A 16,426-nucleotide genomic window follows, 5' to 3' on the forward strand; every position below is an offset into this window, starting at 1 on the left:
GCCCGAACCCGTGCCGGACACGTTACGGAACTGTTTCCCAGCGGGACTGGTGTCCTGTGGCAAGTATTGCCGAATAATGAATCCGCCCTGAAGGTCACGGAAGAGAGCTGGCCCGCGTGGACGTACGCCCCGCCCGGCGGGCAGCCGATCGACGTGTCGCCGCGCTGCTCGCGGTGTCCCTCGCGTTCGGGGTCGCGGCACTGCCCGGCTGGGCCGCCGGCGCCACCGTGGCCCACGCGCCGGCCGCGCCGGCCGACCCGCCCGGAGACCCGGCCGGCGAGCCCGGCGACGAGACGCCTCCGGTCGAGCCCACCGCGACCGATCCGGCGCCGACCGAGGCACCGCCGACGGGGCCGCCACCGGAGACCGCCACCCCGGCGCCCACGCCCACCGGGCCGGCGGCCACCACGCCGGCCGGGCCCGTCGACCCGCCTCCGACCAGCACCGCGCCGGCCACCACCACTTTGCCGCCGGCGACCTCCGCCCCGCCGCCCCGCCCGTCGGCCCCCGGCCCGGGCGGGCCGGCACCGAGCCGGTTGGGCGTGCGGGTCAGCACGGAGGACGTCACGCTGACCGAGGCGTACTGGAACGCGGAGGACACGACGACCACCCTGCGGGTCACCGTGACCAACACCGGCGAGGTGGCCGAGCTGATCCGGCTCTCGTACACCCTCCCGGCGGGCCTGACCGACGCCGGCACCCCCGGCTGCGCCGCGGCCGGTGGCGGCGAGTACCACTGCGGCGGGTGGCCGACCGCCGCCGGCGACCGGTTCAGCACCCTGGTCAGGGTGCGGGTCGACGGCGCCGCCTGGCGGCGGATGCCGCTCAGCGGCGCGGTCCGGGTGAGCGCGAGCGCCCCCGGCGTGGCCGGTCCGGCCGACGACAACGAGGGCTTCGCGGTGCTCTTCCCGCCGGGGCCGCCGGTGCCGGGCATCTCCCTGGACGCCGGCGGGGTGGCCTTCGACATCAGCGGGGCCGCCAGCGAGTTGGGCGTCCGGCTGGGCAACACGGGCAAGGCCGACGCCGCCGGCCGGATCGAGGTGGTCCTGCCCGCCGGGGTGACCGTGCCGACCCCGCCCGCCGGCTGCGCCGCGCTGGACCAGGCCCGCACCCGCTGCGACGTCGGCACGGTGCCCGCCGGCGGCACCGTCGCCCTCCGGCTCCCGGTGAGCGCGACCGCCGAGGCCCAGCGGGACGCGCCGCTGGCCGGCGCCGTGATCGGCCGGGTCGACCCGCGCAGCGGGCAGGCCCGGCAGCTCCAGATGAGCTTCCGGATCACGGCGGCGGCAGCGATGTCCACCCCGATCGCCACCCCCGCCCCGGCCGGCTCCCAGGGCGTGCTGGCCGCGGCCGGCGCGGGCCCGGACCCGGCCGGCGGCCTCACCTCGGTGCAGCGCACCGCGGTCATCCTGATCGTGGTCTCCGTGCTGCTGGTCGTGCTGGCGCTGGCGCTGGCCACCACCGCGCTGCGCCGCCGGCTGGCCGGCCAGGCCCGCCCCGCCCGCGCGCCGGCTCCCTCGGACTGAGCCGGCCGCCCGACCGCCAGGCCCGGCCGCCGCCGGTCGGGCCGGGCCCGTCCGTGGTCTCCAGCCGGACGGCGGCGGCGGAGAGGGCAGCCCGGTGATCCTGATTACGGCGGGCATGCCAAAACGGCATCAAACGGGGCATAATTGCCCCGAATTTGGTCCCAGTCGGCGGACCACGGGGAGAGTTCGACCCCCCACTCGACGTAGGCTCTCGGGTGGGAAACTACAGCCGACCGGACCAGCCACCGGCGGTGCGGGGCAGCGGTGCGTCAAGGAGGTCACGTGGCCGGGCAAGGCGAGGTCACCATCATGTTCAGTCGCCCGCGCCACCGCGCCGAACGAAGCGAGGTGCAGGCGTGACCAAGCAGATCCGTCAACTCGACCGGGTGGTCATCCGGTTCGCCGGGGACTCCGGCGACGGCATGCAACTGACCGGCGACCGGTTTACCTCGGAGACGGCGCAGCTGGGCAACGACATCTCCACGTTGCCCAACTTCCCGGCCGAGATCCGGGCCCCCGCAGGCACCCTGCCGGGCGTGTCGAGTTTCCAGGTGCACTTCGCCGACTACGACATCCTCACCCCGGGTGACGCGCCGAACGTGCTGGTGGCGATGAACCCGGCCGCGCTCAAGGCCAACCTGGCCGACCTGCCGCGCGGCGCCGACATCATCGTCAACACCGACGAGTTCACCAAGCGCAACCTGGCCAAGGTGGGATACCAGTCCAGCCCACTGGACGACGACTCCCTCGCCGGCTACGTGGTGCACCCGGTCGCGCTCACCTCGATGACGGTCGGGGCGCTCGCCGAGCAGGCGGTGTCCAAGAAGGACGCCGAGCGGGCCAAGAACATGTTCGCCCTCGGCCTGTTGTCCTGGATGTACTCCCGGCCGTACGAGTCGACCCTGCGCTTCCTGGAGCGCAAGTTCGCCAAGCGTCCCGAGCTGGTCGCGGCGAACATCGCGGCCTTCAAGGCCGGCTGGAACTTCGGCGAGACGACCGACTCGTTCTCGGTACGGTACGAGGTGAAGCCGGCGAAGATGCTGCCGGGCACGTACCGGAACATAACCGGCAACGCCGCGCTGTCGCTGGGCCTGGTGGCCGCGGGCGTGCGCTCCGGCCTGCCGGTGTTCCTCGGGGCGTACCCGATCACCCCGGCGTCGGACATCCTGCACGAGCTGAGCAAGCACAAGCGGTTCGGCGTGGTCACCATGCAGGCCGAGGACGAGATCGCCGCGGTCGGCGCGGCGCTCGGCGCGTCGTACGGCGGGTCGCTCGGCGTGACCACCACGAGCGGCCCCGGCGTGGCGCTCAAGAGCGAGACGATCTCACTCGCGGTGGCGCTGGAGCTGCCGCTGGTCATCGTGGACGTGCAGCGGGCCGGGCCGTCGACGGGCATGCCGACCAAGACCGAGCAGGCCGACCTCAACATGGCCCTGTACGGCCGGCACGGCGAGGCCCCCGTCGCGGTGATCGCCCCGAAGTCGCCCTCGGACTGCTTCCACGCGGCCATCGAGGCGGCCCGGATCGCGCTGACCTACCGCACTCCGGTGATCCTGCTGTCCGACAACTACGTCGCCAACGGCTCCGAGCCGTGGCTGCTGCCCGACGTGGAGTCCCTGCCCGACCTGCGGGTCGAGTTCGCCACCGAGCCCAACGGCGAGGACGGCACCTTCCTGCCGTACCTGCGGGACCCGCAGACCCTGGCCCGGCCGTGGGCCATCCCCGGCACGCCGGGGCTGGAGCACCGGATCGGCGGCCTGGAGAAGGCCGACAAGACCGGCGACATCTCGTACGACCCGGCGAACCACGACTTCATGGTGCGCACCCGGGCGGCCCGGATCGAGACGATCCCGGTGCCGGACGTCGAGGTGGAGGACCCGGACGGCGACGCCCGGGTGCTGGTGCTCGGCTGGGGCTCGACGTACGGGCCGATCGGCGCCGCCTGCCGGGGGCTGCGCCAGCGTGGCCTGTCCGTCGCCCAGGCGCACCTGCGGCACCTGGCCCCGATGCCGGCGAACCTCGACGAGGTGCTGCGCTCCTACGACCGGGTGGTCATCCCCGAGATGAACCTCGGCCAGCTCGCCCACGTGATCCGGGCCAGGTACCTGGTCGACGCCATCGGCTACAACCAGGTCCGCGGCCTGCCGTTCACCGCCGCCGAGCTGGAGACGATGCTGGAAGAGGTCCTGAAGAATGTCTGAGCCCGTCGCCCTCAAGCTCACCGCGAAGGACTTCAAGTCCGACCAGGAGGTGCGCTGGTGCCCCGGCTGCGGTGACTACGCGATCCTCGCCGCCGTGCAGCAGTTCATGCCGGAGCTGAACATCCCCCGGGAGCGGACGGTCTTCGTCTCCGGCATCGGCTGCTCCTCGCGCTTCCCGTACTACATGAACACCTACGGGATGCACTCGATCCACGGCCGCGCCCCGGCGATCGCCACCGGCCTGTCGGTGTCCCGCCCGGACCTGTCCGTCTGGGTGGTCACCGGCGACGGCGACGCGCTGTCGATCGGCGGCAACCACCTGATCCACGCGCTGCGCCGCAACGTCAACCTGAAGATCCTGCTGTTCAACAACCGGATCTACGGCCTGACGAAGGGGCAGTACTCGCCCACCTCCGAGGTCGGCAAGATCACCAAGTCGACCCCGGCCGGCTCGGCGGACGCGCCGTTCAACCCGCTCTCGCTCGCCCTGGGCGCGGAGGCCAGCTTCGTCGGCCGCACCATCGACTCGGACCGCAAGCACCTCCAGTCGGTGCTGCGGGCCGCGGCGGAGCACCAGGGCTCGGCGTTCGTGGAGATCTACCAGAACTGCAACATCTTCAACGACGGCGCGTTCGACCAGCTCAAGGAGCCGGCCACCCGGGACGACTTCCTGATCCGGCTGGAGCACGGGCAGCCGATCACCTTCGGCAAGGACGGGCAGTTCTGCGTGGTGCACCCGCCGGGCGGCTTCGGCCTGGAGGTGCGGGAGACCGCCTCGGTACGCCCGGAGGAGATCGTCGTGCACAACGCGACGGTCACCGACCCGGCATACGCGTTCGCGCTGTCCCGGCTGCCCGGGCTCGACCTGCGCAACACCCCCATCGGCGTGTTCCGCTCGGTCGACCGCCCGTCCTACGACAGCGTGGTGCAGGATCAGGTCGCGGCGGCGAAGGCCGCGGTGACCGAGACCCCCGAGCAGCAGCTTGCCGGCCTGCTCGCCAGCGGCGACACCTGGACGATCCGCTGATCCGTCGCCGACGGCGGCCCGGCGACGCGCCGCCACCGTGACACGGAAAGGGCCCGCAACCTTCACAGGTTGCGGGCCCTTTCGTCAGTGCGGGGGAACTCCGGTCGGTCAGAAGACCAGGTTCAAGCTGCCCCAGCCGGTGGAGATGACCTTGCCGCTGGCGTCGATCCAGTTGCCGCGGCCGTCGGTGGTGTAGAGGCGCATCTGGTTGCTGCTGTTGACGCCCATCATGTCCATCATGTTGTCGCCGTTCCAGTCGCCCGGCGTGATGATGTTCTTGAAGTTGCCCCAGCCGCTGCCGATCTGCGTGCCGGCCGGGTTGGTCCAGCCGCCCGCCTGGTCGGTCTGGTACATCTTCAGGATGCCGGTCGAGGTGCGGCCGATCAGGACCTCCTTGCCGTCACCCTTCCAGGCGCCCGGGGTGAGGAACAGGTTGAACCCGTTCCAGCCGGTGCCGATCCGGGTGCCCGCCGGGTTGGTCCAGCCGCCCGCGCCGTTGCTGGTGTAGCGCCACAGCTCGCCGTTGGACTTGCGCACCATGAGGCTCGGGAGGTTGTTGCCCAGCCAGTTGTTCGTCACCATGAGGGCGGTGAAGTTGCCCCAGCCGGTGCCGATCCGCTTGGCCGCGCCGGCGGCGTTGCCCTTCCCGTCGGTGTTGTAGATCCACAGCTCGCCGGTCGGGGTCACCTCCATGAGGGACGGGGTCCGGTCGCCGTTCCAGTTGTAGACCCGGAAGACCCGCTTGGCGCTGCCCCAGCCCGAGCTGATGCTGCCCTGGGCGTAGAAGCCGCCATTGCCGTCGTTGGAGAACCCACGCCCCACGTACAGCCGCAGGTTGCCGGCGGTGTCCCGCGCCATCAGGTCGGTGTGGCCGTCGCCGGTCCAGTCGCCGTTCACCAGCGACGGGCGGGTCCGGTCCGCGTTGATCGAGTTGGCGTAGTAGCTGATCCGCTCGTAGTAGCCGGGGTAGCTTCCACAGGGGTTGTAGCCCCAGTCGGTGATGCCGACCTGCTTCCCGGCGACCAGCAGCGGGCCGCCCGAGTCGCCACCGCACGTGTCGACGGTGACGGACTCGTCCGGCCGCATGTCGCCACCGGCGCAGATCATCCGGTTGGCGTCATAGTGCCCGTACGCCCCGCAGATCTGGTCGGTCTTCATCGTGACGGTGCCCCGGCGAAGAACGGTGTCGTCGGCCGGGGTGGGTTCCGTCGTCTCGTCGTTGTTGCCGTAGCCGACGATCTCGGCGACGGTCCCCGCCACGTACGGCGTCTCGTCGCCCTGGGCGCTCAGGGCGACCGGGGTGTACTCGGCCGGCAGGTTCTGCTTGAGCGTGAGCACCGCGACGTCGTCGAGGATCTTGTCGGAGGTGCCGGCGATCTGGTCGGCCAGGTTGTAGCCCTGGTGGGTCCAGGTCGAGGCGATCTCCGCCACGTATCCGCCGCCGGTGGCGGGGATGCTCCAGGTCGAGTCGAGGAGCTGGTTGCGCCCCGCGACCACCCGGGCGGTGCCGACGAAGTCGACCGTGCAGTGCGCTGCGGTCAGCACCTTGTTCGGTGCGATGACCGTGCCGGTGCACCAGCCGATCCCCGAGTTGTCGTAGGTCAGGACACCGACGACGTACTTGTAGTTCGACACGTTGGCCAGGTCCCCGCCGATGATCCGGGGCGAGGCGAGTGGTGCCTGGAACCGAGGGCCCTTGGCACCCGGCGCGGGCGGGGTGAACTTGCCCGCCTTGAAGTTCTTCGACGAGGTCGTCCGGCTCTCACCCTGGATGTCGCTCGCCGACTTGAGCACGCCGTCGTTCGAGGTGGCCGCCTGGACGACCGTTCCCGGCGCGACGACCGCCGCGCTGCCGAGGGCGAGGCCGGCGATGATGCCCGCCGCCCGCCGCCGGACCCCTGCGGTGTTTGCCACTTCAGCCACTAATTTCTTCCCGTCGTTCGATTAACGAGGCACTCGAAACTGCCGACGTGCGGTGCGTCGACCGGACGGAGAGACGACGAGGCCGGGGCATGATGTGTGCACCCCGCGCGCTCTGTTGGATCCCCCGTGCCTGAGCCAATCGAGGGGCGCCGGCGACAATCGGATGCCACGCCCATTGGCAATTCCAAGCGGCCAAACGGTAGCAAGCATCGCGCCGTCACAAAAGATCCGACAGGATGAATCTTCGCCAGCCGAAACCGCAGTAGCCGCAGGTCGATCGGCTGGCGGACGTGGGCCGGGGGCACAGACCCGGTGCCCACGCCCGGCCTTCGGTGCCGGCATCAAGCCCCGGCGTCAGCCCGGTGTGCTCGCCGGCTGGGGACGGTCGTCGCGGACGTGCACGAGCATGTCACCGGTCTCGATCACCGCGCCGGCCCGGTCGCTGAGCGTGACCACCTTGCCCCGGCGGACCAGCGCGATGACCAGGGAGTCCAGCTCGCGCGGCGAGCGGCCCACCTCGCTGCGCTCGGCCGAGCGCATGGCCAGCGCCATGCCCTGGCCCGGGGTGAGCAGATCCTCCACCACGTCGATCAGCGGCGGCGCGGAGGTGGACAGTCCGAGCAGCCGGCCCGCCGTGGCCGACGAGACGATCACGTGGTGGGCGCCGCTCTGCTTGAGCAACGGCGCGTTCTCGGCCTCCCGGGCCGCGGCGATGATCCGCACCTGGCCGGCGGTGAGCTGCCGGACGGTGAGCGCCACCAGGACCGACGCGTCGTCGCTGTCGGTCGCGATGATCACCGCCTTGGCGTTTTTCACGTGCGCCTCGTTCAGCACCGACGAACGCGTCGCCGAACCCTCGATCGCGACGAGTCCGGCCGAGGTGGCCTGCCGCAGCGCGGCCGGGCTGCGCTCGACCACCACGATCCGGGACCGGTCCAGGCCGTTCTCCAGCAGGGCCGAGACGGCGCTGCGGCCCTTGGTGCCGTAGCCGCAGATGATGACGTGGTCCTTCACGCTTCTCCTCCACCGCGACAGGCGCCGGCCGGTCCGGTACTGCTCGGTCAGGACTTCCAGGGTGGTACCGACCAGGATGATCAGGAACAGCACCCGGGCCGGGGTGACGAACAGGACGTTGACCAGCCGCGCGGACGGAGCGGCCGGGGTGATGTCGCCGTAGCCGGTGGTGGAGAGGGAGACCACCGCGTAGTAGAAGCAGTCGAGGAGGGTGAGGCCGTCCTCGTTGACGTCGCGGTAGCCGTCCCGGTCGAGGTAGACCGCGGCGACCACGGCGAGGACCAGGCCCAGGGCGGCGGCCAGGCGCAGGCTCAGCGCGCTCAGCGGGCCCCGCCGCTGCGCGGGAAAATGGATCACAGTCGGACCTGCTCCGCCGCCGTCACCTGCACGTGCACAACATAGCCGGTACGCGGGCATCCGCACCCCGGGGTGCCACCGGGACGAGGCCGCCCACGCCCCGGGACGGGTCCGGCCACGCTGGCTCGCCGGACCGGGACTGCCCGGATGCCCCACACCGGGCATGATGGGACTGTCGGCGGAGAGACGACCGGGAGTGAGGCCGCATGTCGTTGCTGCGACGGGTCATCGGCGGGGTGCTCCGCCGGATCAGAACGCGACAGGGCCGCACCCTGCGTGAGGTCGCCGAGGCGGCCGGCGTGTCGCTGCCCTATCTGTCCGAGGTCGAGCGGGGCCGCAAGGAGGCGTCGTCGGAGGTGCTCGCGGCGATCTGCCGGGCCCTCGGCATCCGCCTGTCCGACCTGTTGGAGGAGGCCCGGGACGACCTGCGCCAGGTCGAGCCGCGCACCCCGGTGGGTCCCCGGGCGGCCGTCGCCGCGCTGCCACTGCCGCGGTGCGGCGACCGGCTGTCCCGGCTGGAGCGCCCCGGCGACCGGCGGGGGGTCGACGCGCACCTGGCGCTTCCCGGGGCGCCGCTCGCCGTGGGACCGCGTACCCCCGGGCTGGCGCACTGCGGGCGGGCTGCGACGGGCGCGCGGCGGCCGGTCGCCGTCTAGCCTCACCGCCCGGCTGCGACGCCCCGGCCCGGTTCTGCCGTCGGCGGATCTGCCGGCGGCAGAAGCGCTGGGATCGCCGCCGCCGGCGGGCGCACGCTGGACGGGCTGGTCCCCGGGGCGGTCGAAGTCGCCCACCGGCGCGGTGGAGGTCGACATGATCAGGTACGACGTGCGGATGCTGGACGGCGGGCTGCCGACCTTCGGCGATCAGGTCTTCCAACGGTTGCTGCGCGAGCGGATCGTCTACGTCGGCACCGAGGTCACGGACGAGTCGGCCAACCAGATCTGCGCGCAGCTCCTGCTGTTGGCCGCCGAGGACAGCGAGCGGGACATCCACCTCTACATCAACTCGCCGGGTGGCTCGGTCAGCGCCGGGATGGCCGTGTACGACACCATGCGATACATCCGCAACGACGTGGCCACCCTGGCGCTCGGCTTCGCCGGCTCGATGGGGCAGTTCCTGCTCTGCGCGGGCACGGCCGGGAAGCGGTATGCGCTGCCGCACTCGCGGATCATGATGCACCAGCCCTCGGGCGGGTTCGGCGGCACCGTCGCCGACATCACCATCCAGGCGGAGAACATGCTGCACGTCAAGCGCACCATGCAGAAGCTGATCGCCCAGCACAGCGGGCGGGAGCTGGACGAGATCCAGCGGGACTGGGACCGGGACCGGTGGTTCACCGCGGAGCAGGCCCGCGAGTACGGCCTGATCGACCGGGTGCTCACCCGGGTCGACCAGTTGTCGGCGTGACGGGCCGGCGGCGGGCCGGTACGGGGGCGGCCGCCGCCGGGCGGTCGGCGTCGGTGGGTCCGGCCCGGGCGGACCGGGTCACCCGGTCCGCCCGTCCGGTTGTCCTGTCCGGGTCAGGGGTAGCTGATCACCGGGCTGGTGCCGAACGAGCCGACGACCGGGGCGCCGACGTCGTTGACCGTGCGCTCGATGCCGCCGCTGCCGTCGAGGAAGACGGTGATCATGTCGTGGAACCGCACGCCCGGCCGGCGGGGCGCCTCGATCGCCCGGTCCGCCCGGATGTCGACCCCCTGGTTGAAGTACGAGTACACGCCGAGCCCCCACGCCTCGTGCCGGCGTACGGAGTCGGCGATCTTGTACGACGCCCAGCCGCGACCGGTCGGGCTGGTCCAGGCGGCCTGGCTCGGCGGGTCGTAGGGCAGCTCGCTCTGGTAGAAGACGGTCCGGCCGCGCTCGCCGCTCCACACCGTCTGGTATCGCTGGTAGTGCTCGACGAACAGGCCGTACGCGGTCACGTCGTCGCCGGTGACCAGCACGCCGGTGTCGGCGGTGTTCGCCGTCCAGCCGATGCCGTTGCCGTGGTCGCCGCGCCAGGCCCAGATGTTGTCGAGCAGGGTGTCGTCGCTGTGCACGGCGAGGCTGGTCCGGGCCCGGCCGACCCAGGGGCCGCCGATGCGGAAGAAGACGTCCTGCACCGAGGTCGGGTTTGCGGCGTGGTCCCGGTGGCCGTTGCGCCGGCCGATCTCGACGAGCACGTCGGACTCGCGCTGGCCGGCGTCGACCAGCAGCCCGGCGACGCGCACCCCGTCGACGTCGGCGACGCGCAGCGCGGCGTCGCCGGTGGTCGGGGCGAGGCTGGGCATGCCGAGCCCGAGCACGACGGTGCCCGGGCGGGTGACCCGCAGCGCCCGGTCCAGCCGGTAGACGCCCGGGGTGAGCAGCAGGTGCCGCCCCCGCGCCAGCTCCCGGTTGATCCGCTGGGCGCTGTCGGTGGACCGGGCGACGAAGAAGTCGCGCAGTGACAGCGAGGGGGTCGGTTGACCGCCGGCCGCCCAGGTGGTGCCGGCGGTGTCGTGCCGCAGGCCCGGCACGGCCACCCGCCACCGGTCGTCGCCGTCGACGAACAGGTACGGCTTCTCCCGGGTGATCGGGCTGGTCGGCAGGGTGGTGTACGGCGGGTCGGGGAAGCCCTGGGCGGGCGCCCCGGTCACGCCGGAGAAGACCTGGTTCCAGACCCCGTTGGTCCAGTCGCCGCCGAGCTCGCTGTCCCGGGTCAGCCACTGCTGCTGGGAGCCGTTGATGGTGGTGCCGTCGACCTTCGAGTCGGCGATGTAGCCGCCGCTGGAGTAGCCGCCGTTGCCCGGTTCGAGCCAGAGGGTGCCGCGGACGTGCACGCGGCGCATCGGGGATGCCTGGGAGACGGCCCACTGGTTCGACCAGTCGGTGGGGGTGACCGACAGGTTCTCCGCCGAGCGCCAGAAGTTGGTCAGCGCGGAGATCCCGGCCGGGGAGTTCGGGTCGGGCTGGCCGACGACCCGGACCGCGCCGTGGATGTCCACGTCGTCCGGGGAGCGGCCGAGGCCGGCGACGGTGGTGTAGTAGCCGAGCTTCGCGTCGACGTCGTACCGGCCGGGCTTGAACAGCACCGCGTGCCGGTCGGCGCCCATCTCGTTGCGTTCCTGCCTGGCGAAGATCGCATCGAGGGTGGCCTGGATCTCGGCGGTCGGGGAGGACGGGTCGTAGACGTGCACGTACGGGCCGAGGTCCGGGTCCCGGTCGTCGGGGTGGCCGGGGTGGGCCAGGGCAGGCGCCGGGACGAGGCCGGCGGCGAGGGAGACGGCGGTGGTGGCGAGGGCCAGGAGGTGGCGGCGGGTGCGAGCTGTCATCGGCCTGCCTGTCGGTGGTGGCCGGCGAGCCGCCCGACGGCGGCGTGAGAGCGCTCTCTGACACCGCCGCCCGACGTCCCGCCAGGGAACGGGGGATGCCATGTTTCTACCCGCTCGCGGCGGGCCGCGCCAGAGTTCCGGTCGCCGCCGAGGCCCGCCGCTCCGGCCCGCCGGCCGCCCGACCACCGGGACGGCGCCGGTCAGCGGGCGTCGTAGCGGGCGCGGGCGGCCTCGACCTCACCGAGGTGGGTCGTCGCCCACGCCTCCAGCCCGGAGACCAGGTCGAGCAGGCTGCGCCCCAGTTCGGTGAGCGCGTAGTCGACCCGGGGCGGGACGGTGGCGTGCGCGGTGCGGGTGACCAGGCCGTCCCGCTCCAGCCCGCGCAGGGTCTGGGTGAGCATCTTCTGGCTCACCCCCTCGATGCGCCGGGCCAGCTCGGTGAAGCGCTTCCCGCCGTCGGCGAGGGTGAGGACGACGAGCACGCTCCACCGGTCGCCGATCCGGTCGATGACCTGCCGGCTGCCGCAGTTACGGGCGAAGAGGTCCGATTCCACCTCTACACTCTCCATCAGATAGTGGCTTACTCCAAGGTGCCTACTCTCCAACGGGAAGTGATGGCAAAAGCTTCCCGTTGGTACCGGACGACGGATCGTCCGACACCTGCGAGGAGTTCACCATGTCCATCGTCGTCACCGGGGCCACCGGCCACCTCGGCCGCCTGATCGTCGAGTCGCTGCTGCGTCGGGGCGTACCGGCCGGGGAGATCGTGGCGCTCGGCCGGGACACCGGCCGGCTTGCCGCTCTTGCCGCACGCGGGGTGGCCACCCGGCGGGCGGACTACGCCGACCCCGAGTCGCTGCGCGCCGCGTTCGCCGGGGCCGAGAAGCTGATGTTCGTCTCCGGCAGCGAGGTCGGGCGGCGGGAGGCCCAGCACCGCAACGTCGTCGCCGCCGCCCGCGAGGCCGGCGTCGGGCTGGTCGTGTACACCAGCATCGCCAACGCCGACCGGTCCGGCATGATCCTCGCCGGCGAGCACCTGACGACCGAACGGGAGATCACCGCCGCCGGCCTGCCGTACGTGATCCTGCGCAACGGCTGGTACCTGGAGAACTACACCGGCCAGCTCCCGACGTACCTCGAACACGGGGTGACCGGCGCGGCCGGTGACGGGCGGGTCAGCGCCGCCACCCGCGCGGACCTCGCCGAGGCCGCCGCCGCGGTGCTCACCGGCGGCGGAGAGACCAACCGGGTGTACGAGCTGGGCGGGGAGGCGTTCACCCTCACCGAGCTGGCCGAGAAGCTGTCCCGACAGACCGGCCGCGCCGTCGGTTACACCGACCTTCCCCAGGAGAAGTTCGCCGAGGTGCTGGCCGGGGCGGGCGTGCCCGAGGGGTTCGCCGCCGTCCTCGCCGACAGCGACCGGGGCCTGTCCCGGGGCGAGCTGCACGTCGAGGGCGACGACCTGGCCAAGCTGATCGGCCGGCGGCCGACCACCCTCGAAGAGGCGCTGCGCGCCGCGCTCTGAGCCCGCGTCGTCGCCCCGCCCGCGCCCTGCTGGCCCGCGCGGGGCGACGACGGCTCAGGCCGGAACCCGCTCGACCGGGATCCACAGCTCGGCATCGGCCCGGCTGCCGTCCGCCGACACCCGGGCCCGGAGCAGCTCCGGCCCGGGCCGACTGCGGTACGGGTTGGCCGGGAACCACTCGGTGAAGACGTCCCGCCACAGGTACTGGATCGCCTGCGGGAACCCGCCCGAGCTCTCGAAGACCGCCCAGGTGCCGGCCGCCACCGGCATGGCGTCCAGGCCCTCCGGCGGGGCGGCGGCGGTCACCACGCCGTGCCAGTAGTCCAGCTCGACGCCCTCCTCCCGACCGCTCGGAATGTTGTCGCTTACGTTGACGATCCCCTGTGGCTCCTGGTCGGACAGGGCCTCGATCCGGGCGATCGTCTCCTTGTCGATGCTCCTGACGAACGCCACGATGGCCGGATTCATCCCCTCGTGCACGAGCGGGACCCGGGCCTTACGCCCGACCAGGTGGAACGCTTCCTTCTCGGTGACGCGGTAACGCATGCTGCTGCTCCCCTCGACGATGAGGCGGAAGGACATCCGGGGCTGTGACCGCAACGCCGCGCCGGTACGCCGGGCCGCGCCGGGACTCACCCCGTGCACCGCCTGGAACGCCCGGGCGAACGCCTCCGCGGAGCCGTACCCGTACCGGACGGCGATGTCCAGCAGCGTCCGCTCCCCGGCGAGCACCTCGGCGGCGGCGACGGTGAGCCGCCGGCGCCGGACGTACTCGGACAGCGGGATGCCGGCCAGCGCGGAGAACATCCGCCGGAAGTGGTACTCCGACGTGACCGCGATCCGCGCCAGCTCGCCCACCTCGATCCGTTGGTCGAGATGCCGCTCGACGTACGCCAACGCCTCGTTCAGCCGGTCCAGCACCCGGACCTCCCTTCCCTGCCGCTCACCACGGTAGGAACGACGGCCCCCGCCGGACCCGACATCCTGTGCCCGAACCGGTCGGGGTGCCACCGGGGTCGTCCCGACCCGGGCCGGGTCCGGGCGGAGGGTCCAGCTCGCACCGGAGGCACGCCGGCCGCGTGGCGCCGGCCGGTGGCGCCGGCCGGTCGGCCGGCCCGACGCCCGCCGGGTCAGCGCTGCCAGCGCACGACCCCGCCGACCACGGTGAGCGCCACCGCGAGGTCGCGCAGTTCCGCCGGCTCGACCTGGTACGGGTCGGCGGGCAACGCGATGAAGTCGGCGAGCATTCCGGGCCGCAGCCGCCCCTTCAGGTGCTCCTCGTAGGAGGCGTACGCACCGGCGACGGTGAAACCGCGCAGCGCCGCGTCGAGGCTGAGCCGCTCGTGCGGGTCCACTCCCCCGGGCGGGGTCCCGTCGGGCTGCTGCCGGGTCACCGCGGCATGGATGCCGTAGAACGGGTCCGGGTCCTCGACCGGGGCGTCCGAGCCGAACGCCACCGTCGCGCCGGCGTCCAGCAGGCTGCGCCAGGCGTACGAGGCGAGGTCCCGGCCGGCGAGCATCCTGCTGGTCAGGGGGATGTCGCTGGTGCAGTGGGTCGGCTGCATCGAGGCGGTCACGCCCAGCCGGGCGAGCAGCGGCACGTCCTCCGGCCGCAGGTGCTGGGTGTGTTCGATCCGGTGCCGCAGCCGCCGTACCGCCCCGGTGAGGGTCGGGTCGGTACGCGCCGACTCCTGCCAGCGGGCGTACGCCCGCAGCACCATCCGGTTCGCCGCGTCGCCGATGGCGTGCGCGGCGACGGCGATGCCGGCCCCGGCCGCCTTCGCCACCAGTCGTTCGAACTCCTCCGCCGGGGTGACCGCGATACCGTGGTTGTCCGGCTCGCCGTCGTACGGTTCGCTCATCAGGCAGGTGTGCGAGCCGAGCGCCCCGTCGGTGAAGATCTTCACCGGCCCGGTACGCAGCCAACGGTCCCCGTCGCCGGTCGCCCAGCCCAGGTCGATCGCCTCGTCCAACGCCGTCGACGGGATCGACTTGTGCACCCGCAGCGGCAGCTCGCCCCGGGCGTACAGGGTCTCGTAGGCGGCCCGGCAGTCCTGCCCGTCGAGATCGTGGACGCTGGTGAGGCCGGCGGCGAGCAGCCGGGGCAGGTGGGTACGCAACTGCTCGACCATGTCCCCGGCGACGGAAGAGCGCAGAATGTCGTAGGCCGCGTCCCCGGCCGCCTCCCGCAGGATGCCGGTCGGCTCGCCGCTCTCGTCGCGGACGATCTGCCCACCGGTTGGGTCGGGGGTGCGGGCGTCGATGCCGAGCCGCCGCAGGGCCGCGGTGTTGACCCAGGTGGTGTGCCCGTCGATGCTGGGCAGCACGGCGGGACGATCCGGGCAGACCCGATCGAGGTCGGCCCGCGTCGGCTGCACCGGCCGGGCCCACTTGTTGCTGTCCCAACGGCCACCGAAGAGCCAGGCGTCGGCCGACAGCGTGGCGGCGTGCCGCCCGATCCGGCTCAACGCCTCGTCGAGGCTGGCCGTACCGCGCAGGTCCACCTGCTCCAGGCTGCGCACGTACAGCGCCGAGTGGATGTGGCTGTCGATCAGCCCGGGCAGCACGGTCATCCCGCCGAGGTCGACCCGGCGCGCCCCGCCGCCGGCGCGGTCCCGGCACTCGTCGAGGGTCCCGACAGCGACGATCCGCTCGCCGCGCACGAGCATCGCCTCCGCGCGCGGACGGGCGGGGTCGAGCGTGTGGATCTGGGCGTTCTCGAAAACCGTACCGGTCATTGGGCTGCCTGATTCGACGGTTGGGCAGGGGCCAAGTCATGCTAGTACCGGCATCGGACGAGGCTCGATGGACTGGGGCCTCGGGTGGCGACACATCCCTACAGATGGCCATCCACCGACGTGAAGGTGTATCCGCTGCCCACTGGCCGCTTCTGCTGAGTTGCGAGGTGCCCCGGCCGACGAATGACTCCTGGATCGCGGCGTGCTGCCTGGTCGACCGGCTGCCGCTGGCGACGTTCAACGGCAGGGAGTACGCCGAGTACGACGACCTCCGCCTGCCGTCGTGGAGGAGGCCCGGGCCAACCGGCTCGCCGCCGAACGGGCCGCCCTTCGACGTCCCCTAGCTTTCGGCACCGCTCTCGGCGCGACTGTCCGGCGTCGTACGGCTTTCCGCCCCCGGCCCCTCCGGCCGGGGCGGCTTTGCGCGGCGCCGGCATTCCGCGGCCTGGTCCTCGTACCCGCTGGCAAGCCGCGAAGCGGCGCGGCAGCCGATCCCCCCAGCCTCCATGTGCCGACCACCCTCGCGGTCGTCCCACCCCGCTGATCAGGTACAAGTCCCGACAGCGCCGACAGCGCATCTTCGGTACCGTCCGCCAGGTGAACCCTGCTTCGAGGCGCGCATCCAAGAATCGCCTGCTCGGAAACGTGGTCCTTGTCGCCGGCCTCCTGGTCTCGGCCATCACCCTGTCGACCGACACAGGGGCCACAGAGCCGCACATCCTCGCGGGCTTCCTCGTCGCCACAGGGATCGGGCTACGCATCGAAGCAGCGATCACCGAATCTCGGACGTGACGATCCGAGCCGCAAGTTGCCCGCCGTTCC

At 72.5% G+C, this 16,426-nt stretch carries 13 protein-coding genes and 1 pseudogene; 8 read left to right on the forward strand and 6 right to left on the reverse strand.

The annotated features are described in order from the left end of the window. Window positions 1-116 precede the first annotated feature (116 nt). From OOK41_RS30295 to OOK41_RS30305, 3 genes are all read left to right on the forward strand, one after another. Window positions 117-1,526: a hypothetical protein gene (locus OOK41_RS30295; protein ID WP_266267536.1), complete on the forward strand. Its 1,410-nt coding sequence runs from the start codon at window positions 117-119 to the stop codon at window positions 1,524-1,526. A gap of 356 nt (window positions 1,527-1,882) precedes the next feature. After that, on the forward strand, window positions 1,883-3,727 hold the full coding sequence (locus tag OOK41_RS30300) for a 2-oxoacid:acceptor oxidoreductase subunit alpha (protein ID WP_117668753.1): 1,845 nt from the start codon (window positions 1,883-1,885) through the stop codon (window positions 3,725-3,727). Next, complete coding sequence (locus tag OOK41_RS30305; protein ID WP_117668752.1) at window positions 3,720-4,754, forward strand: 2-oxoacid:ferredoxin oxidoreductase subunit beta; 1,035 nt, start codon at window positions 3,720-3,722, stop codon at window positions 4,752-4,754. Before OOK41_RS30300 ends, OOK41_RS30305 begins: the two co-directional genes overlap by 8 nt. Before the next feature lie 108 nt (window positions 4,755-4,862). Here the strand turns inward: OOK41_RS30305 and OOK41_RS30310 are convergent, their stop codons facing one another. Both OOK41_RS30310 and OOK41_RS30315 read right to left on the reverse strand, forming a co-directional pair. Then, a complete protein-coding gene (locus tag OOK41_RS30310; protein ID WP_266267537.1) occupies window positions 4,863-6,668 on the reverse strand; it encodes a trypsin-like serine protease in 1,806 nt (601 codons plus the stop codon). Between the two features lie 363 nt (window positions 6,669-7,031). Further along, window positions 7,032-8,048, reverse strand: a complete 1,017-nt coding sequence (locus tag OOK41_RS30315; protein ID WP_117668750.1) for a TrkA family potassium uptake protein — start codon at window positions 8,046-8,048, stop codon at window positions 7,032-7,034. Window positions 8,049-8,254: 206 nt separating this feature from the next. Between OOK41_RS30315 and OOK41_RS30320 the strand changes: the two are divergent. Both OOK41_RS30320 and OOK41_RS30325 read left to right on the forward strand, forming a co-directional pair. Further along, a pseudogene (locus OOK41_RS30320) lies at window positions 8,255-8,488 on the forward strand (helix-turn-helix domain-containing protein); the annotation flags it as partial. A gap of 370 nt (window positions 8,489-8,858) precedes the next feature. Then, on the forward strand, window positions 8,859-9,455 hold the full coding sequence (locus OOK41_RS30325; protein ID WP_117668773.1) for a ClpP family protease: 597 nt from the start codon (window positions 8,859-8,861) through the stop codon (window positions 9,453-9,455). 113 nt (window positions 9,456-9,568) lie between these two features. Here the strand turns inward: OOK41_RS30325 and OOK41_RS30330 are convergent, their stop codons facing one another. Continuing rightward, window positions 9,569-11,341: an adenylyl cyclase gene (locus tag OOK41_RS30330; RefSeq protein WP_266267538.1), complete on the reverse strand. Its 1,773-nt coding sequence runs from the start codon at window positions 11,339-11,341 to the stop codon at window positions 9,569-9,571. Window positions 11,342-11,541: 200 nt separating this feature from the next. Beyond that, on the reverse strand, window positions 11,542-11,895 hold the full coding sequence (locus tag OOK41_RS30335) for a helix-turn-helix domain-containing protein (RefSeq protein ID WP_323136248.1): 354 nt from the start codon (window positions 11,893-11,895) through the stop codon (window positions 11,542-11,544). Window positions 11,896-12,017: 122 nt separating this feature from the next. Here OOK41_RS30335 and OOK41_RS30340 point away from each other — a divergent pair, with 122 nt between their 5' ends. Beyond that, window positions 12,018-12,866 (forward strand): SDR family oxidoreductase, encoded by an 849-nt coding sequence (locus OOK41_RS30340; protein ID WP_266267539.1) that lies wholly within the window; start codon window positions 12,018-12,020, stop codon window positions 12,864-12,866. A gap of 54 nt (window positions 12,867-12,920) precedes the next feature. Here OOK41_RS30340 and OOK41_RS30345 read toward each other — a convergent pair whose 3' ends face one another. Continuing rightward, complete coding sequence (locus OOK41_RS30345; protein WP_266267540.1) at window positions 12,921-13,787, reverse strand: AraC family transcriptional regulator; 867 nt, start codon at window positions 13,785-13,787, stop codon at window positions 12,921-12,923. 209 nt (window positions 13,788-13,996) lie between these two features. Then, complete coding sequence (locus tag OOK41_RS30350; RefSeq protein WP_117668745.1) at window positions 13,997-15,604, reverse strand: amidohydrolase; 1,608 nt, start codon at window positions 15,602-15,604, stop codon at window positions 13,997-13,999. Window positions 15,605-15,771: 167 nt separating this feature from the next. Here OOK41_RS30350 and OOK41_RS30355 point away from each other — a divergent pair, with 167 nt between their 5' ends. Both OOK41_RS30355 and OOK41_RS30360 read left to right on the forward strand, forming a co-directional pair. Continuing rightward, window positions 15,772-15,948, forward strand: a complete 177-nt coding sequence (locus OOK41_RS30355; RefSeq protein ID WP_266267541.1) for a hypothetical protein — start codon at window positions 15,772-15,774, stop codon at window positions 15,946-15,948. Between the two features lie 253 nt (window positions 15,949-16,201). After that, window positions 16,202-16,396 carry a hypothetical protein gene (locus OOK41_RS30360; RefSeq protein ID WP_266267542.1) on the forward strand — a complete coding sequence of 65 codons (195 nt, stop codon included), beginning with the start codon at window positions 16,202-16,204 and terminating at the stop codon, window positions 16,394-16,396. Window positions 16,397-16,426 lie beyond the last annotated feature (30 nt).

This window comes from Micromonospora sp. NBC_01655 (assembly GCF_026339755.1).
Lineage (GTDB): Bacteria > Actinomycetota > Actinomycetes > Mycobacteriales > Micromonosporaceae > Micromonospora.

Excerpts from the sequence above, each read along its gene's own strand:
- OOK41_RS30305 (WP_117668752.1), top strand. The coding sequence starts at position 3,720 with ATGTCTGAGCCCGTCGCCCTCAAGCTCACCGCGAAGGACTTCAAGTCC.
- OOK41_RS30325 (WP_117668773.1), top strand. The coding sequence starts at position 8,859 with ATGATCAGGTACGACGTGCGGATGCTGGACGGCGGGCTGCCGACCTTC.
- OOK41_RS30330 (WP_266267538.1), bottom strand. The coding sequence starts at position 11,341 with ATGACAGCTCGCACCCGCCGCCACCTCCTGGCCCTCGCCACCACCGCC.
- OOK41_RS30340 (WP_266267539.1), top strand. The coding sequence starts at position 12,018 with ATGTCCATCGTCGTCACCGGGGCCACCGGCCACCTCGGCCGCCTGATC.
- OOK41_RS30350 (WP_117668745.1), bottom strand. The coding sequence starts at position 15,604 with ATGACCGGTACGGTTTTCGAGAACGCCCAGATCCACACGCTCGACCCC.